Annotated in this window: 28 protein-coding genes and 1 pseudogene; 19 read left to right on the top strand and 10 right to left on the bottom strand. The window is 65.6% G+C overall.

Annotated elements, in window-relative coordinates:
- The 18 genes and pseudogenes from Q0L89_RS08540 to Q0L89_RS08625 all read left to right on the top strand — a co-directional run.
- Nucleotides 1-288: pseudogene (locus Q0L89_RS08540) on the top strand (hypothetical protein); the annotation flags it as partial.
- Between the two features lie 189 nt (nucleotides 289-477).
- Nucleotides 478-951, top strand: coding sequence for a 50S ribosomal protein L15 (rplO, locus tag Q0L89_RS08545; RefSeq protein WP_296763829.1), 474 nt, complete (start codon nucleotides 478-480; stop codon nucleotides 949-951).
- 111 nt (nucleotides 952-1,062) lie between these two features.
- The gene (gene secY / locus Q0L89_RS08550; protein WP_296763830.1) at nucleotides 1,063-2,433 is read left to right on the top strand and encodes a preprotein translocase subunit SecY; all 1,371 of its coding nucleotides are present in this window, start codon (nucleotides 1,063-1,065) and stop codon (nucleotides 2,431-2,433) included.
- The gene (locus Q0L89_RS08555; protein ID WP_296763832.1) at nucleotides 2,430-3,074 is read left to right on the top strand and encodes an adenylate kinase; all 645 of its coding nucleotides are present in this window, start codon (nucleotides 2,430-2,432) and stop codon (nucleotides 3,072-3,074) included. The genes secY and Q0L89_RS08555 overlap by 4 nt, the downstream gene beginning before the upstream one ends.
- A 247-nt stretch (nucleotides 3,075-3,321) precedes the next feature.
- Entirely contained in the window at nucleotides 3,322-3,690 is a 369-nt protein-coding gene (gene rpsM, locus Q0L89_RS08560) for a 30S ribosomal protein S13 (protein ID WP_296763833.1), read from the top strand.
- A 15-nt stretch (nucleotides 3,691-3,705) separates the two neighbouring features.
- On the top strand, nucleotides 3,706-4,098 hold the full coding sequence (rpsK, locus tag Q0L89_RS08565) for a 30S ribosomal protein S11 (RefSeq protein WP_296763835.1): 393 nt from the start codon (nucleotides 3,706-3,708) through the stop codon (nucleotides 4,096-4,098).
- 112 nt (nucleotides 4,099-4,210) lie between these two features.
- Nucleotides 4,211-5,227 carry a DNA-directed RNA polymerase subunit alpha gene (locus Q0L89_RS08570; protein ID WP_296763836.1) on the top strand — a complete coding sequence of 339 codons (1,017 nt, stop codon included), beginning with the start codon at nucleotides 4,211-4,213 and terminating at the stop codon, nucleotides 5,225-5,227.
- 111 nt (nucleotides 5,228-5,338) lie between these two features.
- A complete protein-coding gene (gene rplQ / locus Q0L89_RS08575) occupies nucleotides 5,339-5,758 on the top strand; it encodes a 50S ribosomal protein L17 (RefSeq protein WP_296763838.1) in 420 nt (139 codons plus the stop codon).
- Between the two features lie 124 nt (nucleotides 5,759-5,882).
- Nucleotides 5,883-7,268, top strand: a complete 1,386-nt coding sequence (locus Q0L89_RS08580) for a trypsin-like peptidase domain-containing protein (RefSeq protein WP_296763839.1) — start codon at nucleotides 5,883-5,885, stop codon at nucleotides 7,266-7,268.
- A gap of 3 nt (nucleotides 7,269-7,271) precedes the next feature.
- Nucleotides 7,272-8,603 (top strand): replication-associated recombination protein A, encoded by a 1,332-nt coding sequence (locus Q0L89_RS08585; RefSeq protein ID WP_296763842.1) that lies wholly within the window; start codon nucleotides 7,272-7,274, stop codon nucleotides 8,601-8,603.
- A 59-nt stretch (nucleotides 8,604-8,662) separates the two neighbouring features.
- A complete protein-coding gene (crcB, locus tag Q0L89_RS08590) occupies nucleotides 8,663-9,040 on the top strand; it encodes a fluoride efflux transporter CrcB (RefSeq protein ID WP_296763843.1) in 378 nt (125 codons plus the stop codon).
- The gene (locus Q0L89_RS08595) at nucleotides 9,037-10,080 is read left to right on the top strand and encodes an RluA family pseudouridine synthase (RefSeq protein ID WP_296763845.1); all 1,044 of its coding nucleotides are present in this window, start codon (nucleotides 9,037-9,039) and stop codon (nucleotides 10,078-10,080) included. The genes crcB and Q0L89_RS08595 overlap by 4 nt, the downstream gene beginning before the upstream one ends.
- Nucleotides 10,077-10,760 carry an HAD-IA family hydrolase gene (locus tag Q0L89_RS08600; RefSeq protein WP_296763846.1) on the top strand — a complete coding sequence of 228 codons (684 nt, stop codon included), beginning with the start codon at nucleotides 10,077-10,079 and terminating at the stop codon, nucleotides 10,758-10,760. The genes Q0L89_RS08595 and Q0L89_RS08600 overlap by 4 nt, the downstream gene beginning before the upstream one ends.
- On the top strand, nucleotides 10,757-11,473 hold the full coding sequence (locus Q0L89_RS08605) for an ATP12 family chaperone protein (protein ID WP_296763848.1): 717 nt from the start codon (nucleotides 10,757-10,759) through the stop codon (nucleotides 11,471-11,473). Before Q0L89_RS08600 ends, Q0L89_RS08605 begins: the two co-directional genes overlap by 4 nt.
- 179 nt (nucleotides 11,474-11,652) lie before the next feature.
- A complete protein-coding gene (locus Q0L89_RS08610; RefSeq protein ID WP_296763850.1) occupies nucleotides 11,653-12,669 on the top strand; it encodes an amino acid ABC transporter substrate-binding protein in 1,017 nt (338 codons plus the stop codon).
- 147 nt (nucleotides 12,670-12,816) lie between these two features.
- Nucleotides 12,817-14,031 carry an ABC transporter permease subunit gene (locus tag Q0L89_RS08615; protein ID WP_296763851.1) on the top strand — a complete coding sequence of 405 codons (1,215 nt, stop codon included), beginning with the start codon at nucleotides 12,817-12,819 and terminating at the stop codon, nucleotides 14,029-14,031.
- Between the two features lies 1 nt (nucleotide 14,032).
- Nucleotides 14,033-15,328 (top strand): amino acid ABC transporter permease, encoded by a 1,296-nt coding sequence (locus Q0L89_RS08620; protein ID WP_296763854.1) that lies wholly within the window; start codon nucleotides 14,033-14,035, stop codon nucleotides 15,326-15,328.
- Nucleotides 15,329-15,339: 11 nt separating this feature from the next.
- A complete protein-coding gene (locus Q0L89_RS08625) occupies nucleotides 15,340-16,125 on the top strand; it encodes an amino acid ABC transporter ATP-binding protein (protein ID WP_296763856.1) in 786 nt (261 codons plus the stop codon).
- A gap of 37 nt (nucleotides 16,126-16,162) precedes the next feature.
- Here the strand turns inward: Q0L89_RS08625 and Q0L89_RS08630 are convergent, their stop codons facing one another.
- From Q0L89_RS08630 to ttcA, 7 genes are all read right to left on the bottom strand, one after another.
- The gene (locus tag Q0L89_RS08630; RefSeq protein ID WP_296763859.1) at nucleotides 16,163-16,660 is read right to left on the bottom strand and encodes a histidine phosphatase family protein; all 498 of its coding nucleotides are present in this window, start codon (nucleotides 16,658-16,660) and stop codon (nucleotides 16,163-16,165) included.
- Nucleotides 16,657-17,262, bottom strand: a complete 606-nt coding sequence (locus Q0L89_RS08635) for a ferredoxin (protein WP_296763898.1) — start codon at nucleotides 17,260-17,262, stop codon at nucleotides 16,657-16,659. The genes Q0L89_RS08630 and Q0L89_RS08635 overlap by 4 nt, the downstream gene beginning before the upstream one ends.
- Before the next feature lie 58 nt (nucleotides 17,263-17,320).
- Nucleotides 17,321-18,190 (bottom strand): acetylglutamate kinase, encoded by an 870-nt coding sequence (argB, locus tag Q0L89_RS08640; RefSeq protein WP_296763862.1) that lies wholly within the window; start codon nucleotides 18,188-18,190, stop codon nucleotides 17,321-17,323.
- 75 nt (nucleotides 18,191-18,265) lie between these two features.
- On the bottom strand, nucleotides 18,266-18,916 hold the full coding sequence (gene yihA / locus Q0L89_RS08645; RefSeq protein WP_296763864.1) for a ribosome biogenesis GTP-binding protein YihA/YsxC: 651 nt from the start codon (nucleotides 18,914-18,916) through the stop codon (nucleotides 18,266-18,268).
- A gap of 43 nt (nucleotides 18,917-18,959) precedes the next feature.
- Nucleotides 18,960-20,798 carry a membrane protein insertase YidC gene (gene yidC / locus Q0L89_RS08650; RefSeq protein WP_296763867.1) on the bottom strand — a complete coding sequence of 613 codons (1,839 nt, stop codon included), beginning with the start codon at nucleotides 20,796-20,798 and terminating at the stop codon, nucleotides 18,960-18,962.
- Between the two features lie 112 nt (nucleotides 20,799-20,910).
- Nucleotides 20,911-22,440, bottom strand: a complete 1,530-nt coding sequence (locus Q0L89_RS08655) for an EAL domain-containing protein (RefSeq protein WP_296763869.1) — start codon at nucleotides 22,438-22,440, stop codon at nucleotides 20,911-20,913.
- A gap of 58 nt (nucleotides 22,441-22,498) precedes the next feature.
- The gene (gene ttcA, locus Q0L89_RS08660) at nucleotides 22,499-23,380 is read right to left on the bottom strand and encodes a tRNA 2-thiocytidine(32) synthetase TtcA (protein WP_296763872.1); all 882 of its coding nucleotides are present in this window, start codon (nucleotides 23,378-23,380) and stop codon (nucleotides 22,499-22,501) included.
- Between the two features lie 117 nt (nucleotides 23,381-23,497).
- On the opposite strand from ttcA, the gene Q0L89_RS08665 reads away from it, so the two are divergent.
- Nucleotides 23,498-23,872 (top strand): hypothetical protein, encoded by a 375-nt coding sequence (locus Q0L89_RS08665; RefSeq protein WP_296763875.1) that lies wholly within the window; start codon nucleotides 23,498-23,500, stop codon nucleotides 23,870-23,872.
- A 12-nt stretch (nucleotides 23,873-23,884) separates the two neighbouring features.
- Here the strand turns inward: Q0L89_RS08665 and yidD are convergent, their stop codons facing one another.
- The 3 genes from yidD to rpmH are packed head-to-tail and all read right to left on the bottom strand — an operon-like array spanning nucleotide 23,885 to nucleotide 24,674.
- On the bottom strand, nucleotides 23,885-24,106 hold the full coding sequence (gene yidD / locus Q0L89_RS08670) for a membrane protein insertion efficiency factor YidD (RefSeq protein WP_296763877.1): 222 nt from the start codon (nucleotides 24,104-24,106) through the stop codon (nucleotides 23,885-23,887).
- Nucleotides 24,103-24,519, bottom strand: coding sequence for a ribonuclease P protein component (gene rnpA, locus Q0L89_RS08675; protein WP_296763880.1), 417 nt, complete (start codon nucleotides 24,517-24,519; stop codon nucleotides 24,103-24,105). Before rnpA ends, yidD begins: the two co-directional genes overlap by 4 nt.
- Nucleotides 24,520-24,539: 20 nt before the next feature.
- The gene (gene rpmH / locus Q0L89_RS08680; protein ID WP_296763883.1) at nucleotides 24,540-24,674 is read right to left on the bottom strand and encodes a 50S ribosomal protein L34; all 135 of its coding nucleotides are present in this window, start codon (nucleotides 24,672-24,674) and stop codon (nucleotides 24,540-24,542) included.
- Between the last annotated feature and the right edge of the window lie 210 nt (nucleotides 24,675-24,884).

Raw genomic sequence — 24,884 nt, forward strand, 5'->3', positions numbered from 1 at the left:
ATGGGGCAGGTCGTGCCGTTCGTGCTGGTATTCAACTTCGTCGCGGGCTTTGCCTATGTGGTGGCGGGCCTGGGCTTGTGGCTTCGGAAATATTGGGCGGCCTGGCTGGCCGCCGCGATATTTGCCGGGTCACTCGTGGTCCTGTTGCTGCTGGGGCTTCACGTTCTGCAAGGCGGCGGCTACGAGATGCGGACGGTCCTGGCCATGCTGCTGCGCACCGTGGTCTGGGCGATGGTTGCGACCGTTGCGTTTTGGGCGCTTGCGCGACGCGCGAAACCAGACGCGTGAGCGAGGCGATCATGGCGTGCGCCCCCATTTTTCCGGGGCGGCGTGCCCGCCCGGACAGCGCCCTTGCATTCGCGGCGCGCGGCTTCTATACGCGCCGCTGTGGCCTTCCTGGCCCGACTCAACCTGAAACGACGCCGTGGTCGGCCGCTCCCGTCGCTGGGGGCCGTATCCGGCACAAGGAGAAGCGACATGAAACTCAACGAACTTCGTGACAACGACGGCGCGGCGCATCGGCGCAAGCGCGTGGCGCGCGGCCCCGGCTCGGGCAAGGGCAAGATGGGCGGCCGTGGCATCAAGGGGCAAAAGGCGCGCTCGGGCGTGGCCATCAATGGCTACGAGGGCGGGCAGATGCCGCTCTACCAGCGCCTGCCCAAACGCGGCTTCAACAAGCCCAACCGCAAATCATACGCTGTGGTCAATCTCGGTCTCATCCAGAAATTCCTCGACGCCGGCAAGATCGACGCCGGTCAGCCGATCACCGAGGATGTGCTCGTGGCCTCGGGCCTGGTGCGACGCAAGCTCGACGGCGTGCGCGTACTGGCCAAGGGCGATCTGACGACCAAGGTCACGCTGGAAGTGACCGGCGCGTCGCGCGCGGCGGTCGAGGCGGTCGAAAAGGCCGGTGGCGCTCTCAAGGTTGCAGCGCGGCCCGCGGCTGAATGAATCGGGTTGTGAGCGGCGCCCGCGCCGCTTACAAGTACCCGCAGTTTTCCATGAACGCCGCCTGAGCCGGAAAACCGCTCTGGGCGGCGTTGTCACTTGAAAGAGACCCGCATGGCATCTGCAGCAGAACAAATGGCGGCGAACACCAGTTGGGGCGCGTTGGCCAAGGCGACCGATCTGCGCAACCGTATCCTGTTCACCCTTGGCCTGCTGATTGTTTATCGGCTTGGCACCTTCATCCCGGTTCCGGGGATCGAAGGCGAAGCGCTGCGCGACTTCATGGAGGGCGCGGCCGCGGGCCTGGGCGGTATCCTGTCGATGTTCACCGGCGGCGCGCTTGGCCGCATGGGGATCTTCGCGCTGGGGATCATGCCCTATATCTCGGCTTCGATCATCATCCAGTTGCTGGCGTCGATGGTGCCGCGGCTCGAACAGATCAAGAAAGAGGGCGAACAGGGCCGCAAGAAGATAAACCAGTACACCCGCTACGGCACCGTGTTCCTGGCCACGTTGCAGGCTTACGGGCTGGCGCGCAGCCTGGAGGCGGGCGATCTGGCCACCGAGCCGGGGCTTTATTTCCAGGCCTCGACGGTCATCACGCTGGTGGGCGGCACGATGTTCCTGATGTGGCTGGGCGAACAGATCACCGCCCGCGGCATCGGCAACGGCATCTCGCTGATCATCTTCGTCGGCATCGTGGCCGAGATCCCCGCGGCACTGGCGCAGTTCCTCAGCCAGGGGCGGTCGGGTGCGATCAGCCCCGCGGTGATCGTCGGCGTGCTGGTGATGGTGGTCGCCGTGATTGCCTTCGTGGTGTTCATGGAACGCGCTTTGCGCAAGATCCATATCCAGTATCCGCGCCGGCAGGTGGGGATGAAGGTCTATGATGGCGGCTCGTCGCACCTGCCCGTCAAGGTCAACCCGGCGGGCGTGATCCCGGCGATCTTTGCCAGCTCGCTTCTGCTGCTGCCGACGACGGTCAGCACCTTCTCGGGCAATCAGACCGGGCCGGTGATGTCCACGATATTGGCCTATTTCGGGCCTGGGCAGCCGCTCTACCTGCTGTTCTTCGTGTTGATGATCGTGTTCTTTGCGTATTTCTATACCTTCAACGTGTCGTTCAAGCCCGAAGATGTGGCTGACAACCTGAAGAACCAGAACGGGTTTGTTCCCGGCATTCGGCCGGGCAAGAAAACCGCCGAATACCTGGAATACGTCGTCAACCGCGTGCTGGTGCTGGGCTCGGGCTATCTGGTGGCGGTGATGCTGCTGCCTGAAATCCTGCGCAGCCAGTTTGCGATTCCGTTCTATTTCGGCGGCACCTCGGTTCTGATCGTGGTCTCGGTGGCCATGGACACCGTCCAGCAGGTGCAAAGCCATCTCTTGGCGCATCAATACGAGGGCCTGATCGAGAAATCCCAGCTGCGCGGCAAATCGCGCAAGCGCGGCAAGGGCGGCAAAAAAGGGACAGGACGCAAATGAACATCATTCTTCTGGGCCCCCCGGGGGCCGGCAAGGGCACCCAGGCGCGCCACCTGGTCGAGACGCGCGACATGATCCAGCTAAGCACCGGCGACATGCTGCGCGAGGCCAAGGACAGTGGCACCGAGATGGGTCGCAAGGTGGCCGAGGTGATGGCGCGCGGTGACCTGGTGACCGACGAAATCGTCATCGGGCTGATCCGCGAAAAGCTGGAAGGCGACAGCAAGGGCGGCTTCATCTTCGACGGGTTCCCGCGCACGCTGGCCCAGGCCGACGCGCTGGCCGAGCTGCTGCAAAGCACAGGCCAGTCGCTGGATGCGGTAATCGAGATGCAGGTCGACGACGAGGCGCTGGTCGAGCGGATCACCGGGCGCTATACCTGCGCCAACTGCGGTGAGGTTTATCACGACGTCACCAAGCGCCCTGCCGTCGACGGCGTGTGCGACTCCTGCGGGGGCACCGAGATGAAGCGCCGCGCCGACGACAACGAAGACAGCCTGCGCCAGCGGTTGATGGAATACTACAAGAAGACCTCGCCGCTGATCGGATACTACTACGCGAAGGGCAAGCTGCACACCGTCGATGGCCTGGCCGATATCGACGACGTCAGGGCGGCCATCGCGGCGGTTCTGGACGCCTGAGCCAGCGCGCCCGCGGGCGCGAATGCCGTGCCCCGAGGATTAGGGCAGGGCGGGGCTTGACGTCACCGCCGTTTGGTCATAGGCACCGCAATCTGTATCGCGATTTGATTCTGCCGTCTCGCGCGCGTGTATCCGGCAGGGATCATATTACCTCTATCAGCTGCGGCCCGCAGGCACGATGCCGGCGGGTCACCGTTGTGAAAAAAGGTTCTGGAGCTACGGAACCGCAACGAAAGGAACGTATGACGTGGCACGTATCGCCGGCGTAAACATCCCGACCCACAAACGGGTTCCCATCGCACTGACCTATATCACCGGAATCGGCCCTTCGTCGGCCAGCACGATCTGCGACGCGCTCAGCATCGACCAGTCGCGGCGCGTCAACGAGTTGTCGGATGCCGAGGTCATGTCGATCCGCGAACACATCGACAGCAACTTCACCGTCGAAGGCGACCTGCGCCGAGAGACGCAGATGAACATCAAGCGCCTGATGGACCTGGGCTGCTACCGCGGCCTGCGCCATCGCCGCAACCTCCCCGTGCGCGGCCAGCGCACCCATACCAACGCACGCACGCGCAAGGGCCCCGCGAAGGCCATTGCCGGCAAGAAGAAGTAAGGGAGGACGCAGTCAATGGCACGGGATACCCGCCGCGGGGCCAAGAAAAAGGTCTCCAAGAACATCGCCACCGGCGTGGCGCATGTGAATTCGTCGTTCAACAACACCAAGATCCTGATCTCGGATGTGCAGGGCAACGCGATCGCGTGGTCGTCTGCCGGCACCATGGGTTTCAAGGGGTCGCGCAAGTCGACGCCCTATGCCGCGCAGCTGGCTGCCGAGGATGCCGGCCGCAAGGCGCAGGACCACGGTATGCGCACCCTCGAAGTCGAGGTTCAGGGCCCCGGCTCGGGCCGCGAATCGGCACTGCGCGCGCTGGCTGCCGTAGGCTTCAACATCACCTCGATCCGCGACGTCACGCCGATCGCGCACAACGGCTGCCGCCCGCCGAAACGTCGCCGGGTCTGACAGGATTTTCTTGAAAGGGGGCCGCGCGACAGGTGCGGCCCCCTTCCGTCATTATCAAACCTCGGGCGTTCTGGCCTTTGGACATGGGGACAGAACAGGAATGGAGGGACGCATGATCCACAAAAATTGGGCTGAATTGATCAAGCCGGGCCAGCTTGAGGTGCAGCCGGGCAGCGATCCGCAGCGCCAGGCCACCGTAGTGGCCGAACCGCTTGAGCGCGGCTTCGGCCTGACGTTGGGCAACGCGCTGCGTCGGATACTCATGTCGTCGCTGCAAGGCGCCGCGATCACCTCGTTGCAGATGGACAACGTCCTGCACGAGTTTTCCAGCGTCGCCGGCGTGCGCGAGGACGTCACCGACATCGTTCTCAACCTCAAGGGCGTCGCCCTGCGCATGGAGGTCGAGGGCCCCAAGCGCCTGTCGATCAACGCCAAGGGGCCGGGCGCCGTGACCGCGGCCGACATCAGCGACAGCGCCGGGATCGAGATACTCAACCCCGAGCATGTCATCTGCCACCTCGACGAGGGGGCGGACCTGTACATGGAACTGACGGTCAACACCGGCAAGGGCTATGTCCCCGCCGACAAGAACAAGCCCGAGGATGCGCCGATCGGGCTGATCCCGATCGACGCGATTTATTCGCCGGTGCGCAAGGTCAGCTACGATGTGCAGCCTACCCGCGAGGGGCAGGTGCTGGATTACGACAAGCTGATGCTCAAGGTCGATACCGACGGTTCGATCACGCCCGATGACGCGGTGGCGTTCGCCGCGCGCATCCTGCAGGACCAGCTTTCGATCTTCGTCAACTTCGACGAACCCGAAGCCGCCAGCCGCCAGGACGAGGACGACGGGTTGGAGTTCAACCCGCTGTTGCTCAAGAAGGTGGACGAACTGGAGCTTTCCGTGCGGTCGGCCAACTGCCTGAAGAACGACAACATCGTCTATATCGGTGACCTGATCCAGAAGACCGAGGCCGAGATGCTGCGCACGCCGAACTTCGGCCGCAAGTCGCTCAACGAGATCAAGGAAGTCCTCAGCGGCATGGGCTTGCACCTGGGTATGGATGTCGAGGACTGGCCGCCCGACAACATCGAGGAACTGGCCAAGAAATTCGAAGACGCCTTCTGAGGCGTCTTCACACCACCCGGGCCGCACGCGCCCCAAGGAGAGTTGCTGACACGCATCGGCAACCGGACAAAGCAAAACCGCCCGTAGAGGGCCGAAACCGGAGACAAGAAAATGCGTCACGCAAGAGGATACCGCCGCCTGAATCGCACCCACGAGCACCGCAAGGCGCTGTGGGCGAACATGGCCGGCTCGCTCGTCGAACACGAGCAGATCAAGACCACCCTGCCCAAGGCCAAGGAACTGCGCCCGATCGTGGAAAAGTTGATCACGCTGGCAAAGCGCGGTGACCTGCACGCACGTCGCCAGGCGGCCGCGCAGCTCAAGCAGGACGCGCATGTCGCCAAGCTGTTCGACGTGCTGGGCGCGCGCTACAAGGACCGCCAGGGCGGGTATGTGCGCATCCTCAAGGCCGGGTTCCGCTATGGCGACATGGCACCGATGGCGATCATCGAACTGGTCGACCGCGACCCCGACGCCAAGGGCAAGGCCGACAAGGAACGCGTCGCCGCCGAGGAAGACGCCGACGCGTGATCGCGCCACATTTGCGCATGCAACAGGCCCCCGTCTTCGCGGCGGGGGTCTTTTCAATGGCGCCTCCGCGCCTTGCAATCCCCCGACCGGGGCCGCATATCTTCGCCAAAGACGGAGGTATGCGATGGTCCGTTTCCTGATCGTGCTGTTGTGCTTGGGGCTGGTGCCGCTGGTGGCCCCGGCCGAGACCCGTGTGCCGCAGAGCCGCGCCGAGGTGCAGTTGAGCTTCGTGCCGCTGGTCAAGCAGGCGACGCCGGCGGTGGTCAACATCTACGCCCGGCGCGTTGTCGCCGAGCGCACCAGCCCGTTCATGAACGACCCGTTCTTCGAGGGGCTGTTTCGCAATTTCGGCACCACCCGGCCGCGGGTGCAAAACTCGCTGGGATCGGGCGTGATCCTGTCGGCCGACGGCATCGTGGTCTCGAACTACCATGTCGTCGGACAGGCCACCGATATCCGCGTGGTGCTCAATGATCGGCGTGAATTCGACGCGCGGGTACTGCTGGCCGACGAGGAAAGCGATCTTGCGGTGCTCAAGCTGGAGGGCGCCAGCGACATGCCGTTCCTCAGGCTGCGCGACAGCGACGGCGTCGAGGTGGGTGAACTGGCGCTGGCGATCGGCAACCCGTTCGGGGTGGGTCAGACCGTCAGCAGCGGTATCATATCCGGGCTGGCGCGGTCGGGCACCGCGACGGGCAGCGCACGCGGCTATTTCATTCAGACCGACGCGCCGATCAACCCCGGCAATTCGGGCGGTGCATTGATCGACACCGCCGGGCGGCTGATCGGGATCAACACCTCGATCCTGACCCGCTCGGGCGGCTCCAACGGGATCGGGTTCGCCATTCCGGCCAACCTCGTAAAGCAATTCGTGGTCCAGGCACGGGCCGGCAATGACAGCTTCCAGCGCCCCTGGGCGGGGATGAGCGGGCAGCCTGTCGATGCCGACATCGCCGCGTCGCTGGGGCTGGACCGGCCCGGCGGCATGCTGATCTCGCAGTTGCACGCGCAGAGCCCGTTTCGCGAGGCCGGGTTCGAGGCGGGCGATGTGATCCTGACGGTTGACGGCGAGCCGGTGAACACCCCCGCCGAGATGCTGTTTCGCCTGTCGGTCACCGGGATCGGCGACACCGCCACGATTCGCAGTTTTCGGCAGGGTCGCACCGCCCGTGTCGACGTTCCGCTGATCGCCGCGCCCGAAACCCCGCCGCGCGACACCCGCACCCTGGGCCGGGCCAGCGCCCTGCCGGGCCTCGTGCTGAGTACCGTCAACCCCGCCGTGATCGGGGAATACGGCCTGCCGCTGAGCGCGCAGGGCGCGCTGGTCGAGGAACCGGGCCGTTTCGGCGCCCGCGTCGGGCTGCGCGTCGGCGACGTGATCGAAAAGGTCAACGATGCTCCGGTCACGACGAGCGCCGAGGCCGCCCGCGCCCTGCGCCAGCGCATGAACATGGTCGCCATCACCGTTCAGCGCGGCGCCGAACGCTTCGTCACCCGGTTCAGGCTTTAGGCCATGGCCGACCTGTTCGATACCGGGGCCGATGACGCCCACGCCGCGCAGGCCGACACCGCCCCGCATCCGCTGGCCGACCGCATGCGCCCGCGCACCATGGCTCAGGTGATCGGCCAGCAGCAGGTGATCGGCCCCGATGCGCCGCTGGGGGTGATGCTGGCGTCGGGAAGTCTCGGATCACTCATTCTCTGGGGGCCGCCGGGGACGGGCAAGACCACCATCGCGCGGCTGCTGGCGGACGAAACAGACCTGCATTTCGTACAGATCAGCGCCATATTCACCGGCGTGCCGGAACTGCGCAAGGTGTTCGAAGAGGCCAAGCACCGCCGCGCCAACGGGCAGGGCACGCTGCTGTTCGTGGACGAGATACACCGTTTCAACAAGGCCCAGCAGGACGCCTTTCTGCCGCACATGGAGGACGGCACCATCCTGTTGGTGGGCGCCACCACCGAGAACCCCAGCTTCGAGTTGAATGCCGCGCTCATGAGCCGCGCGCAGGTGCTGGTGCTCGAACGGCTGAGCCTGGCGGACCTGGAGCGTCTGGCGCAACGGGCCGAGGCGGAGATCGGCCGGGCGCTGCCGCTGACCGGCCCTGCGCGCGAGGCGCTGCTGGAAATGGCCGATGGCGATGGGCGCGCGGCGCTCAACCTGATCGAGCAGGTGGCGGCGTGGAAGACCGATGCGCCGCTCGATACCGAGGCGCTGTCGGCGCGGCTGATGCGGCGCGCGGCGCAGTATGACAAGTCGGGCGAGGCGCATTACAACCTGATCTCGGCGCTACACAAGTCGGTGCGCGGCTCGGACCCGGACGCGGCGCTTTACTGGCTGGCGCGGATGCTGGAGGGCGGCGAAGACCCGCGTTACCTGGCCCGCCGGATCACGCGCATGGCAATCGAGGATATCGGCCTGGCCGACCCCCACGCGCAGGCGCAATGCCTCGATGCCTGGCAGACCTATGAACGCCTCGGCAGCCCCGAAGGCGAACTGGCGCTGGCGCAGGCGGTGACCTACCTGGCGCTGGCGCCCAAGTCGAATGCTGCCTACATGGCTTACAAGGCGGCGCGCGCGCTGGCGCGCAAGACCGGCAGCACCCCGCCGCCCAAGCATATCCTGAACGCGCCCACGAAACTGATGAAGGACGAGGGCTACGGCGCCGGCTATGCCTATGACCACGATGCCGAGGGCGCCTTTTCCGGGCAGGACTATTTTCCCGAGGACATGAAACGCCCGGTACTTTACCAGCCGGTCGAACGCGGGTTCGAGCGCGAACTGAAAAAGCGGCTGGATTTCTTCGTGGGCCTGCGCGCCAAGCGCCGAGACGACAGATCCTGATCCCCCTGCCAGCTGGCGGGCCGCTTGACAATGGACGCCCCCGCCGCCACAGACGCGGCATGATTGCAAGCCTTATCCAAGTCGCGCTGGGCGGCGCCATCGGGGCTTCGGCCCGCTATCTGAGCAATGTCGGCGTGATGCGCCTCATTGGCCCCGGCTTTCCCTGGGGCACGCTGGCGGTCAACGTGCTGGGCTCTTTCCTGATGGGGGTTCTGTTGGTGGTGCTGGCGCACAAGGACGCGATGCGCCTTGCGCCGTTCCTGATGACCGGGCTGCTGGGCGGGTTCACGACCTTCTCGGCGTTTTCTCTGGACGTGATGACGCTGATCGAACGCGGTCAGATCAACCTGGCGCTGTTCTACGCGATCGGCTCGGTGCTGATGTCGCTGGGGGCGATGGTGTTGGCGATGCTGGTGCTGCGCGGTGTGTTTCAATGAGCCGCGTACAAACCATCCCGGTGGCGCCCGAGGACGCCGATCAGCGACTTGATCGTTGGTTGCGGCGCATGTTCCCGCACCTGCAACAGGGCGCGATCGAAAAGATGTGCCGCAAGGGCGATCTGCGCGTCGATGGCGGGCGCGTCAAGGCCAGCACCCGGCTGCAAGCCGGGCAAAGCGTGCGCATTCCGCCGCTGCCCGATGCCGGCCGCGCGCCGCCGCCATCCGACGCCCGCGTGTCCGAGGCCGATGCACGCATGATCCGCGACTGCGTGATCTACCGCGACGACCATATCATCGCGCTCAACAAGCCGCCGGGCCTGCCCACGCAGGGCGGCAGCAAGCAGACCCGCCATGTCGACGGGCTGTCCGAGGCGCTGCGCTTTGGTTTGGATGAAAAGCCGCGCCTCGTGCACCGGCTGGACAAGGATACCTCGGGTCTGCTGCTGCTCGCGCGCAGTCGCAGCGTGGCCAGCGGCCTGACCGCCGCGTTCCGCCACCGCGCCACGCGCAAGCTATACTGGGCGGCGGTGGCCGGGGTGCCCAGCCCGCGTATGGGCACGGTCAAGTTCGGGCTGGTCAAGGCGCCGGGTCACGGCGCCCGTGGCGAGGGCGAGAAGATGCATTGCGTCCATCCCGACGCGGTGGCGGCCACCGAGGGCGCCAAGCGCGCAGCGACCGATTACGCGGTGCTGTCGGCGCTGGCCAGTCGCGCTGCATGGGTGGCGTTGGTGCCGGTGACAGGGCGCACCCACCAATTGCGCGCCCACATGGCCGAGATCGGCCACCCGATCATCGGCGACGGCAAGTATGGCGGCTCGGGGCAGGACAACATGGGCGAGGGCTGGGGCGCGCAACTGGGCGGCGAGATCAGCCGCAAGCTGCACCTGCACGCGCGGCTGCTGCGGTTCGAACATCCCGTCACCGGGCGCACCGTGACGCTGACGGCGGCGCTGCCCGCGCACATGCGCCACACCTGGGACACCTTCCAGTGGCGCGATGACGAGGTGCCCGAAGACCCCTTCGAGGCGCCGCAATGACCGCGCCGCTGCGCCTGATCGTGTTCGATGTCGATGGCACGCTGGTCGACAGCCAGGTCGACATCCTGGCGGCGATGAGCGCCGCTTTTGCCGCGCTCGATCTGCCGATGCCACCGCGTGACACGGTGCTGGGCATCGTGGGGCTGTCGCTGGACGTGGCGATGGCCCGGCTGGCGCCGGGGCTGGGGGCTGCGGGCCATGCCGAACTGGCGGGCGCCTACAAGGGCGCCTATGCCGACCTGCGCGCGGGTGGCGATGTTGCGCAAACGTCGCCCTTTTACCCGCACGCGCGCACCACGCTGGATGCGTTGTCGCGGCGGCCCGAGAACATCCTAGGCGTGGCCACGGGCAAATCGCGCCGCGGCCTGGACGCGCTGCTGGGCGGGCACGGGCTGGATGGGGTATTCACCACCGTGCAGGTGGCCGATCATCACCCGTCCAAGCCGCACCCCGCAATGCTGCACGCGGCGATGGACGAGGCGGGCGTTACGCCCGACAGCGCCGTGATGATCGGCGATACCAGTTATGACATGGACATGGCGCGCGCCGCCGGGGTGCGGGCGATCGGCGTCGGGTGGGGATACCACGGGCCCGCGCGGCTGACCGGGGCCGATCACCTGTTGGACGATTTCCGCGAACTTCCGGGCCTTCTGGACAGGATATGGGGAGCGCAGACATGAGCACATCGACCGCGCGGCGTTTCTGGACGAAAGCCGAGCCCGTCCCGGCAACGGGGGGCCACGAGGTGCATCTCGACGGGCGCCCGGTCAGGACACCGGCCAAGGCGCCGCTGGTGGTGCCCACGCGTGCGCTGGCCGAGGCGGTGGCGCGCGAATGGAACGCACAGGAAGACAAGGTCGAGCCAGCCACCATGCCGATGACCCGCTCGGCCAACGCCGCCATCGACAAGGTGGCCACGCAGCATGCCGAGGTAGCCGAGATGGTCGCCGATTTCGGGCGCACCGACCTTCTGTGTTATCGCGCGACGGCACCGAAAGAACTGATCGACAGGCAGGACAAGGTCTGGACCCCTTACCTGGACTGGGCGCGCGAGGCGCTGGGCGCGCCGTTGGTCACGGTCGCCGGGGTGATGCCCGTTGCGCAGCCCGAGGCATCGTTGCAGGCGCTGCGGGCGCGGGTGCACGCCATGAGCGCGTTCGAACTGACCGCGTTTCACGACCTGGTGGGCCTGTCGGGGTCGCTGATCCTGGGCTTCGCGGCGACGCAGGAACTGCGGCCGGTCGGCACGATCTGGGATGCGTCGCGCGTCGACCACCTCTGGCAGGAAGAGCAATGGGGCCAGGACGCCGATGCCGCGCGCGATGCGGCGCTCAAACGCGCGGCGTTCTTTCACGCCAAGGCGTTCCATGATCTGGCACGCGCTACCGATTGAGCAAATCGCGGTTAGCCGCGGCTTTTGCAGCGCCAGGCGTGAACGATTACTTGACGTATTGTGATGAAGCCGCCCAAACTTGGGGTCGCTGAAGGGAGTTCCCTTTACAGTATCGTCCCCGGTCGTGCAGACCGGATGAACCGCCAGACCAATGGGCGGGCAATCAGGAAGAGGTAAACATGAAAAAATCCGTATTCTTCGCTGCAATGACGGCCGCCGGCTTTGCCGCCGGTGCCGCTGCTGCCGGCACGCTTGACGATGTCAAGGCGCGCGGCACGCTGAACTGTGGTGTGACCACCGGGCTGGTCGGCTTTGCCGCGCCGGACGCGAACGGCGAATGGCAGGGCTTCGACGTGGCCGTGTGCCGTGCCGTCGCCGCGGCCGTTCTCAGCGACCCAACCGCTGTCGAATTCGTTCCCACCACCGGCAAGACCCGCTTCACCGCGCTTGCCTCGGGCGAGATCGACATGCTGGCGCGCAACACCACCTGGACCTTCACGCGCGACGTGGACCTGAAGTTCGAATTCACCGGCATCAACTACTATGACGGCCAGGGCTTCATGATTCCCAAGGCGCTGGGCGTCAGCTCGGCCAAGGAACTGGACGGCGCCACCGTCTGCATCCAGACCGGCACCACGACCGAGTTGAACCTTGCGGATTTCTTCCGCAAGAACAACATGGACTACGATCCGGTGCCGATCGAGACCAACGCCGAAGCGCAACAGCAGTACCTTGCCGGCGCCTGTGACGTGTACACCACCGACCGTTCGGGCCTGGCCGCGACGCGCGCCTCGTTCGAAACCCCGTCGGATCACGCCATCCTGCCCGAAACCATCTCGAAAGAGCCGCTCGGCCCGCTTGTGCGCCACGGCGACAACGAGTGGGGCGACGTCGTGCGCTGGACGCTGAACGCGCTCGTTGCCGCCGAGGAACTGGGCATCACTTCGGCCAATATCGAGGAACTGGCCAAGGGCACCAACCGCCCCGAGGTGAACCGCATGCTGGGCACCGAGGGCACGCTGGGCGAAATGCTGGGCCTCGACGCCGACTGGGCCAAGCGCGCGATCATGGCCGGCGGCAACTATGGCGAAATCTTTGCCAAGAACATCGGTGAAAGCACGCCGATCGGTCTGGACCGCGGTCTTAACGCGCAATGGACGGATGGCGGCCTGCTCTATGCTCCGCCGTTCCGCTGAGCCACATGAACCGGAAGGGGCGTGCGCAATGCGTGCGCCCCTTTGCCGACGCTGCAAAGCCAATCACGCAGAAAAAAACCATAAGACGGTCCGCAGCGCGATTCGTGCTGGAAAAAACCATTGGGCCGAAGACAGGGAAACCAGACTATGGCGATGCTTACCGAGCCTCCCGCAGAGTCGTTTCGGCTGTCGATGCTGATCAACGACACGCGCTATCGGTCCTACACGTTCCAGTTCATTGCGCTGATGCTGCTTATCGTGTTCATGGCCTACTTGGGCATGAACCTGGTGCGCAACCTGGCAGAGCAGGGGCAGGACATCTCGTTTCGTTTCCTCGGCGAGCCTGCCGGGTATGACATCAACCAGACCCTGATCCACTACACCAACCAGTCGACGCACATGCGCGCCTCGATCGTGGGGGTGCTGAACACGCTCCTCGTCGCCGTCCTGGGCTGCATCACCGCCACCGTTCTGGGCGTCGTCGCGGGGGTTCTGCGGCTATCGCCCAACTGGCTGGTGCGCAAGCTGATGGCCGGCTATGTCGAGGCGTTCCGTAACGTGCCGGTGCTGATCTGGATCCTGATCATCTTTTCCATCATGACCGCCGCGATGCCCTCGCCGCGCGCCTTTCGCGGGGCCGGCTCGGAGGCGTCGATGCTGTTCGACGCGGTGGCTTTCACCAACCGCGGTGTCTATTTGCCCCGACCGATCTGGGAGGCGGGGTCGCTGGTGGTGGGGCTGACCTTCGTCGCGTCGGTCATTGGCGCCCTCGCCTATCGTCGCTATGCCACAAAGCTGCTTTATGATACCGGGCGGCTGTTGCCGATGGGGTGGCCCTCGCTGCTGATCCTGGTCGTGCCGACGGTGGCGATCTTCTTTATCCTGGGCCGGCCGATCGGGCTGGAATACCCCGAGCTCGGCGGGTTCAATTTCAACGGCGGCATCCAGATACGCGGCTCGTTGATCGCACTGTGGCTGGCGCTTGCGGTCTATACCGGCGCCTTCATCGCCGAGAACGTCCGCGCCGGGATTCAGGCGGTTTCGGGCGGCCAGACCGAGGCCGCGGCGTCGCTGGGTCTGCGGCCGCGCCGGATCATGAGCCTGATCGTCCTGCCGCAGGCGCTGCGCATCGTCATCCCGCCGGTCATCTCGCAATACCTGAACCTGACCAAGAACAGTTCGCTGGCCATCGCCGTGGGTTACATGGACGTCACCGGCACGCTGGGGGGGATCACGCTCAACCAGACCGGCCGCGCGATCGAGACGGTGCTGATGCTGATGCTGTTCTACCTGATCATCTCGCTGGCGATCTCGGCGGTCATGAACATCTACAACAATGCCATGAAGCTGGAGGAGCGCTGAGATGTCCGATACGGGGCACCAAACGGCGTTCGTCCGCGCCGAGATCCTGCCCGAGGCGCCACCGCCGATACAGGAGCAGGGTATTTTCAAATGGCTGCGCGAAAACCTGTTCTCGTCGCCGGCCAACACCGTCCTGACCCTTGCGGCGGCCTGGGCGCTCTATCAACTTGTCACGGCGGTGGCGCCGTGGCTGCTGAACGGGGTCTGGACCACCTCCAGCCTCAGCGCCTGCCGCGAGGTGCTGGACGGAAGCGTCGGCGCCTGCTTCTCGGTCCTGACTGAGCGCTGGAACCAGCTCCTGTTCGGGTTCAAGTACCCGCCCGAACTGTACTGGCGGCCGCTGTTGGCCCTTGCGCTGTTGTTCGTGGCGCTGGCGCCGCTGCTGTTTGCCAAGGTGTTTCCGCGCAAGCTGCTGGCGATGACGGCGGTCTATCCGTTTCTGGCGTTCTACCTGATCTGGGGCGGCACGATACTGGTGCCGGCCTTCGCGATGCTGGGTTTCGTGGTGGGTTACCTCGTCTACATCCGGCTGGTTTATCAGAGCGCGGCGATGGGGTTGATCGGCGGCGTCGCGGCGGCGCTGGTGTTGTGGTATTTCGGCGGCTATGTGACCGAACCGCTGGCGAACGTCCTGGCTCTGGAGCCGGTGAAGTCGCGCGATATGGGCGGCTTCATGCTGAACCTGATGCTGGGCGTGATCTGCGTATCGCTATCGCTGCCCTTCGGCATCCTGTTGGCGCTGGGGCGGCAATCGCACATGCCGATCATCAAGTGGATTTCGGTGGTGTTCATCGAATTCATCCGCGGCGTGCCGCTCATCACGCTGCTGTTCGTGGCCAACGTCGTGCTGGCCTATTTCCTGCCACCGGAAAGCAACCTCGACCTGATCCTGCGGGTGATCATCATGATCACCATGTTCGCATCGGCCTATATCGCCGAGGTGATCCGCGGCGGACTGGCGGCGCTGCCCAAAGGGCAATACGAGGCCGCCGACAGCCTTGGCCTGGACTATGCGCAGTCGATGCAGCTCATCATCCTGCCGCAGGCGCTGAAAATCTCGATTCCCGGCATCGTCAACGTCTCGGTGGGGCTGTTCAAGGACACCACGCTGGTGTCGGTGATCTCGATGTTCGACCTGGTCGGCATGATCCGCGGCCCGATCCTGAGCGCGGCGGAATGGAACGGCGTCTACTGGGAACTGTTCGGCTTTGCCGCGCTGCTGTTCTTCGTCACCTGCTACGGTATTTCACAATATTCCCAGTGGCTGGAACGCCAACTGACCCGGGAAAACCAGTAAGGAGAACCGCCATGGCCGAGGCCCTGAAAGACGTCAACCCGGCAAGCATGATCATCTCGGACGAGGTGGCGATCTCGATCCAGAACATGAACAAGTGGTTCGGGGCGTTCCACGTCCTGCGCGACATCGACCTGACCGTGTATCGCGGCGAACGGATCGTCATCGCCGGGCCGTCGGGGTCGGGCAAGTCGACGCTTATCCGCTGCCTCAACGCGCTGGAAGAGCACCAGAAGGGCCGCATCGAAGTGGACGGCACCGTGCTGTCCTCGGATCTCAAGAACATCGACAAGATCCGCTCCGAGGTTGGCATGGTGTTCCAGCACTTCAACCTGTTCCCGCATCTGACGATCCTGGAGAACTGCACCCTGGCGCCGATCTGGGTGCGCAAGACGCCCAAGCGCGAGGCCGAGGAAACGGCGATGCATTTCCTCGAAAAGGTCAAGATACCCGAACAGGCCGACAAGTACCCCGGCCAGTTGTCGGGCGGCCAGCAGCAGCGCGTCGCCATCGCGCGCAGCCTGTGCATGAAGCCGCGCATCATGCTGTTCGACGAACCGACCTCGGCGCTTGACCCTGAGATGATCAAGGAAGTGCTCGACACCATGGTGGAACTGGCCGAGGAAGGCATGACCATGCTCTGCGTGACCCACGAGATGGGGTTTGCGCGCCAGGTCGCCAACCGCGTGATCTTCATGGACCAGGGCCAGATCATCGAGCAGAACGAACCCGAGGAATTTTTCAACAACCCGCAAAGCGAGCGCACCAAGCTGTTCCTCAGCCAGATACTGGGCCACTGAGCGGTTTTCGCAAACGGGGCCACCCGCCCTTGGCTTGTCAGCCGGTCAGGTCGCGCGGCACTATGAAATCTATCGTGCGACCGGTGCCTGGTTCGATGCGCGACCAGTCTCTGGCGTCGAAATCGGCGACGAGCGTGGCGCCGGTGGGGTAGGCGCCGAACCGCGGATGCGCGGGCGGCGTTGCCAGCATACGTTCAGCCAGCCACGCTATTCCCGGATTGTGCGCAATGACCATCAGGCAGCCAGCGTGCCCCGCCGCACGGATCACCGACAGCAGCGTTGCGGGGTCGGCGTTGTAGAGCCGATCATCAAGGCGCGTCTCGGCATCAAGCGCAAGGCCCCCCAGCGTCTGCCGCGTGCGCCGCGCAGAGGAACACAGCACCAGGTCGGGCAGGTAGCCGTGCGCGCGCAGCCAATCGCCGAGGGCCCGCGCGGCCCGTTCACCGCGCGCGTTGAGCGGGCGGTCGCGATCGGCGCCGCCGGGGCTGCTCCAGTCGGATTTGGCGTGGCGCATGAGGACGAGGCGCAGGGTCATAGGAAAGCCGCCATGTGAAAGGCCGATTGCGCGTCGAGCCTGCCATGGGCCTTGCTGACCGGGCAAGCCCGGCGCACGGCGCATCCCCGCGTCATGCAGTCGGCGCCTTCGGGCGTGGCGATATGGGCCTTACACGCAGGCACCTCATAGCCGGCCGGCGTCAGCGCGCCGACCGGGCAGGCGCTGCGGCAGGGTTGATCGGTGCAGCTTTCACAAGGTGATGCGGCCGGGGGCGGCGGCAGCTCAAGCCGCGCGCGCAGCGCCAGCGCCCCACGGTAGGACACGAACAGCCCCGCCTCGTCGTGCACCAATAGCCCTACCGGCGAGTCCCAGGCGCGGCCGGTGCGCCGGGCCCAGGCCAGGAAGGGCGGGTACGGCGGTCCGCCGAAGGGAAAGACCGCCTGTGCGCCGTGCGCGACCGCGATGGCGCCGATCACCCGGGCTGACCAACGATCCATCGGGTCGGGGGCGCCGTCGCCATATTCGGCGCTGGCGGTGAAGGCGGGCCAGAATGCTGCCGGGTCGGGGCCCAGCATGACCAAGGTGCCGGTGCCTGCCGGGGCGCTGTAGTCGGGCGTGGGGTGAAACCCGCCCATCACCATCAGCCCCGCGGCGCGGGTGTCGGCCTGCACCGCGTGCAACGCTTCGCCTCCGGCGCCGTCAGTCAAAGCTCTTGCGGATCAGCGACCCGGCACCGTGTTCGGTGAACAGCTCCAGCAAGGTGCAATTGGGCGCCCGCCCGTCAAGGATGACCACCGCGCGCACGCCGCCCTCGATCGCCGCGAGTGCCGTTTCGGTCTTGGGGATCATGCCGCCCGCGATCACGCCGTCGTCGGTCATCTGGCGGATCTGGTCGGCGGTCAGGTCGGTCATGACCTCGCCGTCGGCGCCCCTGACACCGTCCACGTCAGTCAGCAGTAGCAGCCGGTCGGCCCTGAGCGCGGCAGCGATGGCGCCGGCGGCGGTGTCGCCGTTGATGTTGAACGTCTCGCCATGGCGCCCGGCGCCCAGGGGCGCGATGACCGGGATGATGCCCGCGTCGAACAGCGTGTGCAGCAGGGACGGGTCGATTTCCGAGGGCGTCCCCACCAGGCCCAGTCGCGGGTCAGTCTGGTCGCAGGTGATCAGCCGCGAATCCTTGCCCGAAAGGCCGATGGCACGACCGCCCTGGTCGTTGATCGCCTGGACGATGCGTTTATTCACCCGCCCCGACAGGACCATTTCCACCACGTTCATCGTGGCCTCGTCGGTGACCCGCTTGCCGTCCACGAAGTGCGATTCGATATGCAACTGTTTCAACATCGCGTTGATCATCGGGCCGCCGCCATGCACCAAGACAGGGTTCACGCCGACCTGTCGCATCAGCACGATATCGCGCGCAAAGGTTTCCATCGCGGCGTCGTCGCCCATGGCATGGCCACCGAACTTGATCACCACGATGGCGCCGGCGTAGCGTTGCAGATACGGCAGCGCCTCGGAAAGCGTGCGGGCGGTGGCGATCCAGTCGCGATTCATTTTCTGCGTTCTCATCCCTTGTTCCCTCGCACGGTGCCCCCTGTTAGCGGCTCGGGCGGGCGCTGCCAAGGGCACCGAGGAGAGTGCGGCTCATGCCATGGTTGCGATGATGCTGCGCAACGTGGCGATGCCGGTGCCCGTTTCGCTGGATGTCATCACGATTTCGGGAAAGGCCGCCGGGTGCACGGCCAGCGCCTGGCGCACCCGTGTCAGGACGGCATCGCGATCGGCGCGCTTGACCTTGTCGGCCTTGGTCAGGACCGCCTGGAACGTGACCGCGGCGCTGTCGAGCAGCGCAAGGATTTCCTCGTCCACCGGCTTCACGCCGTGGCGCGCGTCGATCAGCACGAAAGCGCGGCGCAATGTCTGGCGCCCGGACAGATACTGCTTGAGCAGCCGCTGCCATTTCTCCACCACCGCCACCGGCGCGTTGGCATAGCCGTAACCGGGCAGGTCGACCAGGTAGTGGCTGTCGGTGAGGGTGAAGAAATTGATCTCCTGGGTGCGGCCGGGGGTGTTGGAGGCGCGCGCAAGCGCCTTGCGGCCGGTGAGCGCATTGATAAGGCTTGACTTTCCAACGTTGGAGCGACCGGCGAAACAGATTTCAAGCCGATCGGCCGGGGGCAGGCCGGACATGGCGACCACGCCTTTGAGAAATTCGGTCGGACCCGCGAACAGGCGCCGCCCGGCCTCTGCCGTGGCGGCATCCGGCTCGGGGGCGAGTGGGAAGGGCAGCGTCATGCGCCGGCCCCTGCCACGCCGCCGGGATGCGCGGCAGGTGGTGTCATTTCCCGTCCTCGTCCGGGGCCTTCTTGCGGAAGCTCGAAATGATGTTGCCGAACACGTCGGGTTTGTAGCCCTGGCTGCGCATGATCAGGTATTGTTGCGAGAAAGTGATGATGTTGTTCGCGATCCAGTAAAGCACCAGACCGCTGGCAAAGCTTCCGAGCATGAACATGAACACCCACGGCATCCAGGCGAATATCATCTTCTGCGTTGCGTCGGTGGGGGCCGGATTGAGCTTTTGCTGCAGGAACATCGATACGCCCAGGCAGATCGGCATGACGCCGATGAACAGCAGCGCCAAGATCGAGTTGGGCTCGGGCGCGGCCCATGGCAGGATGCCGAAGAGGTTGAATATCGACGACGGGTCGGGGGCGCTGAGATCCCTGATCCAGCCCACCCAGGGCGCGTGACGCAGCTCGAGCGTGACGAAAATCACCTTGTAGAGCGAGAAAAAGATCGGGATCTGCAACAGGATCGGCAGACACCCCGAGGCCGGGTTGACCTTTTCCTTCTTGTAAAGCTCCATCATCTCCTGCTGCAGCTTCTGGCGGTCGTCACCGACGGACTGCTTGATTTCCTCCATCTTGGGCTGAAGTTCCTTCATCTTCGCCATCGAGACATAGGACTTGTACGCAAGCGGAAACAGGATGGCCTTGATCAGGAGGGTCAGGCCGATGATGGCCCAGCCCATGCTGCCGACGATGCCCATGTCGGTCAGCGTCACGTTGAGCCAGTGCAGCACGGCGAAGATCGGCTTGGTCAGGAAAAAGAACCAGCCCCAGTCGATGGAATCGAGGAACTTCTGCACCCCGCCCTCGTTTTCATAAGCGCGGATGGTGGCCCATTCCTTGGCGCCGGCGAACAGGCGCGTGCGCGCGGTGGCGGTGTCGCCGGAGGCGATGGTTTGGGTGGGGAGCACCGCCTCGGTCTGGTAGGTTTCGCCGCGTGGGTCGTACTTTGCCACCGCCTTGAAGGGCGTACCCGCCTCGGGGATCAGCGTCGACATCCAGTAGTGATCGGTAAAACCGATCCAGCCGCCCTCGTTAACCTGCGTGACCTCGGCGCGCGCGCCTTCGCGGTCGTTGTAGTCGAAATCGGGCATGCTCGAATACCCGGTTTCGGTCAGTTCGCCATCGGCCATGGCGATCAGGCCTTCGTGCAGGATGAAGAAGTTCTTGAGGTCGGGCGGTTCGCCGTGGCGGGTCAGGATGCCATAGGGGGCCAGGGTGACGGTCTGTGCGCCGGTATTCTCGACGCTTTGGGTTACCGAGAACATGAAATTCCGGTCGATCGCGATCTTGCGCCTGAAAACAAGCCCCTCGCCGTTCTCCCAGACCAGCGTGACAGGGCTTTCAGGGGTCAGGACGTCACCCCGTTCCACGCGCCACTCGGTGTTCGCCCCGGGCACCTGGTCCAGCGACAGGCCGGTGCCGGGCGCCCAGCCATAGAGCGCGTAGTAGGGGTTTTGCGACCCGCGCGGCGACAGGACGCTGACGATATCCGAGTCGGGTTCGATCGTCTCGCGGTAATCCTTGAGCGACAGCTCGTCGATGCGTCCTCCGAGCAGCGCGATGGAACCCGCCACGCGCGGCGTGTCGATCTCGATTCGCGGGCTGTCGGCGACCGAAACAGCACCCTGCTGCGTGGGGCCGGTCGGGCTTTCGGCCGGCGCGGTTTCGGATGGCTGTGGGGTGCGCGCGTCGCCTTCAACGCTTTCGAGCGGGGCATTGGGATCGACCGGCTCCGGCTCGGGCGGCGGGAACAGGACGAACCAGATCAGGATCACCGCGAAACTGAGCGCCGTTGCCAGAATGAGGTTTTTGTTCTGATCATCCATATCGGGTGCAGCCTGTTCATTCCAAGGTCAGGCCGGTTCAACAGAGTGTGTCACCAAACGTCAAGCGGAATATCGGGAAACAAGGGCGTTCGGCGGCGCCGGGCGGCCGGTGTCAGCCGGTTGCCCGGCCGATCCGCGGCAGCGTTCCGACCGCGCCTGCGTGGTGCCTGATCCAGCCTGATGTCTGCTCGATCGGCATTGGCCGGGCGATGCCGAACCCCTGCACGAAACCGCAACCGAGCTGGGCAACAACCGCGTGTTCGCCGGCGGTTTCCACGCCCTCGGCGAGCGTGTCGAGCCCGAGCTGGTCGGCCATGGTCAGCATGGCCGACAGCATGCGCTGCTGATCGGCGTCACGGTCGATCCGTGTGACGAAGGACCGGTCGATCTTGAGCCGGCTCACCTGGAACCGTCTGATCGAGGCGATCGAGGCGTGGCCGGTGCCGAAATCGTCAAGGTCGATGGCGCAACCGAGATCGGCCAAGGCGCTGATGTTGCGGGTCACCACGTCGTCCGAGGCCGGGATGACAACCGTTTCCAGAACCTCGACGGTCAGGCGCCGCGGCGGTAGGTCGAAGCGGTCGAGTTCCCATGCGATGCGATCGACGAGGCGCGGATCGCGCAGGTCCGCGCCGGCGAAGTTCACCGCGACACAGGGCACGTCGAGCCCCTCGCCATCCCAGTGCCGCAGCGCCTCCAGCGAGCGGGTCACCATTTCCTGCGCCAGCCTTTCGAGGTTGCCGGTTTCCTCGAGCACCGGCAGAAAGTCCGCCGGTGGGATCATGCCGCGCCTCGGGTGGTGCCAGCGCGCCAGCGCCTCGAACCCGCTGACATGCCCGGTATCGGTCGAGATCTGCGGCTGGAACCATGGCCGAAACTGCCCGGTTTCCAACCCGTGCGCCGCATCGTCGCGCAGTTGTGCGCCGATCGCTGCCGGCGCAGGCATGGCGCCGGAATGCGCACGGATCGCCGACGGGCCATTGCGGCGCGCATCGGCGAGCGCAGCCTCGGCGGCGCTTAGCAGATCGGCAGCGCCGGCGCCCGGGTTGCGCGCCGCGGTGCAGAACCCCACCGACCACGACGCGGCGACCGCGGTCGCGTCGATCGAGACGGGTTCTTCCAGCGCGGTCTGGACCCGGGCCGAGAGCTGTATCATCGTTTCGAGGTCGAGCCGCGGTACCGGCGCAAGGACCACGGCAACGTGGCCGCGGGGCAGCGCGAACATCCGGTCGGCCTGTCGCAAGGCGCCGGGCAGGCGCGCCAGGCAGCGTTCCATCACGGTGTCGCGCGCGCTTGCGCCGTGGTCGCGCGCCAGGTGGTCGGCGTCGTCCATGGCCATCATCAGGCACGCCGTGGCGTTGCCGCCTTCACCGGCCTCGCGCAGCGTGTCGGCGAGCGTGGCCTCTACCCGTGCCCGGTTGTGGCGCGGCGCGCCGTCGTCGGAAGTGTCGGAGATGGCGAAACTGCCCGCGAGCGCATGGAGCGCAGGCAACCCGAGCGCGGTGGCCAGCAGCCATGCCTCGCCCCCGAACCAGAACGCGCCCAGCGACAGCGCCGGCATGAAGGCCAGTGCCTGAGGCCCGCGCAGGGCCGCCCCGACGCGGCGGCGTCCTGTCCGTGTGGCGATATCGCGGGCTGTCATCAAGGCGGTCCCCGGCTGTCATGCCGAAGAACGCTAGGAGAACATCGTCAACGGGGATTTAACGCAAACGTGGAATTTCGACCGGGTTTTCTTCAACCTGTTCCGACCCGAGCGTCAGGCCGGCGAAGTCGAACAGCGCCGGGTCCAGCAGGTGCGAGGGCCGCGTGTTCATTAGCGCGCGGAACATCACCTGCCGGCGTCCGGGGTTGTTCTTTTCCCACTGGTCGAGGATCGCCTTGACCTGCTGACGTTGCAGCCCGTCCTGGCTGCCGCACAGATCACAGGGGATGATGGGGTAGGCCATGGCGCGAGCGAATTTCTCGCAATCGGCCTCGGCCACATGGGCCAGCGGGCGATAGACGAACAGATCCCCCTCTTCGTTGACCAGCTTGGGCGGCATCGTGGCCAGCCGTCCGCCGTGAAAGAGGTTCATGAAGAAGGTCTCCAGGATGTCATCGCGGTGATGGCCCAGCACCACGGCCGAGCACCCTTCTTCGCGCGCGATGCGGTAGAGATGCCCGCGCCTGAGCCGCGAGCACAGTGCGCAGTAGGTGCGCCCCTGTGGCACCTTGTCGACAACCACGCTGTAGGTGTCCTGGTACTCGATCCGGTGCGGCACGCCCATGCGTTCGAGGAACTCTGGCAGCACGGTTGCCGGGAATCCCGGCTGCCCCTGGTCGAGGTTGCAGGCCAGCAGATCGACCGGCAAAAGCCCGCGCCACTGCAACTCGTGCAGCACTGCCAGCAGGGTGTAGCTGTCCTTGCCACCCGACATGCAGATCAGCCACCGGGGCCGATCCGCCGCGGCGCGGTCAACCATGCCGTACTGGTCGATGGCCTCGCGCGCGTTCTGCACGATCCGTTTGCGGAGTTTCTTGAACTCCGTGGTTTTCGGTGCCCCATGAAAGAGCGGATGAATATCGTCGGCATTGTCCAGCATGGTGCATGATTACAGGGCGCCGCGGTTTGCCGCAAGATCACGACAGGCTGAGGTAGATCAAATCGTCGCGGCTGGCTGTGTGGTATGTTCGCGACATTGGCCGGCAGGGAGGCGATGATGGTCGACAAGGACGAACGCTCCATCCTGAACTTCGAGATCACCGCGGAGCACGGCAGCGGCAAGCTGCGTGTGGTGATCCCGTGGTTCACCGGCAAGCCAGGCTGGCAGGGCAGCCCCGGGCACCTGATCGGCGCGTATTCGGGTATTCCCTACTGGAAAGGCAACGAACTGGGGCTGTTCTCGGCGGATGGGGGCCCCCAGACAGAGCGACCTTTCGCGGTGCTCGTGGCTCCGCCCGAGGGGCTGGACGATGCGCCTTTCGGGACCACGGGCGTGATCCGGTTTCACGACGGCACGGCAGGAACCTGGAAGAAGATCAAACCCGCGCAGAAACCAGAAGGCACGACGCAGGAGGACTTTCAGGGGTTCTGAAGCCGCCCGACCTCAATCGGGGACGTTGTCCACGCCATGTCCGCCCCACGGATGACAGCGCCCGATGCGTCGCGCGGCCAGCCAAGTGCCCCTGATGGCGCCGTGCTTTTGCAGCGCCTCCAGCGCATAGGCGCTGCAAGTGGGCTGATAGCGGCAGCCGTGCCCCACCCACGGGCTGAAAAGCAGCCGGTAGGCGCGCACCGGCAGGGCCACGATATGGGCCAGCGGCGTCATGCCCGGCCCCCGTGCAGTTTGTCGAGGGCGCGCACCAGGTCGCGGCGCAGATCGTCGAAGGGGCGTGTTGCGGTGACGTCGCGACGCCCGATCAGGACATAATCCCAGCCGGGTCGCCCGTGGGCGGGCAGTTCCAGCCGCGCCACTTCGCGCAGGCGGCGCTTGGCGCGGTTGCGCGCCACCGCGTTGCCAACCTTTTTCGAGCAGGTGAACCCGACTCGGATGGCATCGCCGGCCTCGCCCTCGGGTCGCTTGCGTGCCTGCACCATCATGGCCGGGGTGCCCTGCCGCGCGCTGCGCGCTGCGCGCAGGAAATCAGCCCGGTGCCGCAAGGGGTGCAGACATGCAGATACCGCCGGGGGCGCGTTTCCCCGGCTGGCGCTGCCATCCGTGGGGGCCTCCGGCGGTATCATGTCCGAATCGATCCGTGCGGTCAGGCGCTCAGATTCTTGCGGCCGCGGGCGCGGCGAGCGTTCAGGATCTTGCGGCCGGCCTTGGTGGCCATGCGCGCGCGAAAGCCGTGCCGGTTCTTGCGAACACGGTTCGAGGGTTGAAAGGTGCGCTTCATCGCTCCGTCTCCAGATACTGCGGCCGGGTGCGGGTGCGGATCATGCCGCCCGAGCCAGTAAACTTCAAACCCGCCCTATAGGCGCGGGCGCGGGATAAGTCAAACCTGCGCGCACCGATTTTCGCCGAAACGCGTGCGGGCGGCCTATTGTTACAGTTTCGTCCCGAGGTGACCGCGATGGTCACCCCGGATCAAGGCGCCGTGAAGCCC

The sequence above is a fragment of the Sediminimonas sp. genome (assembly GCF_024637375.1).
Lineage (GTDB): Bacteria > Pseudomonadota > Alphaproteobacteria > Rhodobacterales > Rhodobacteraceae > Sediminimonas.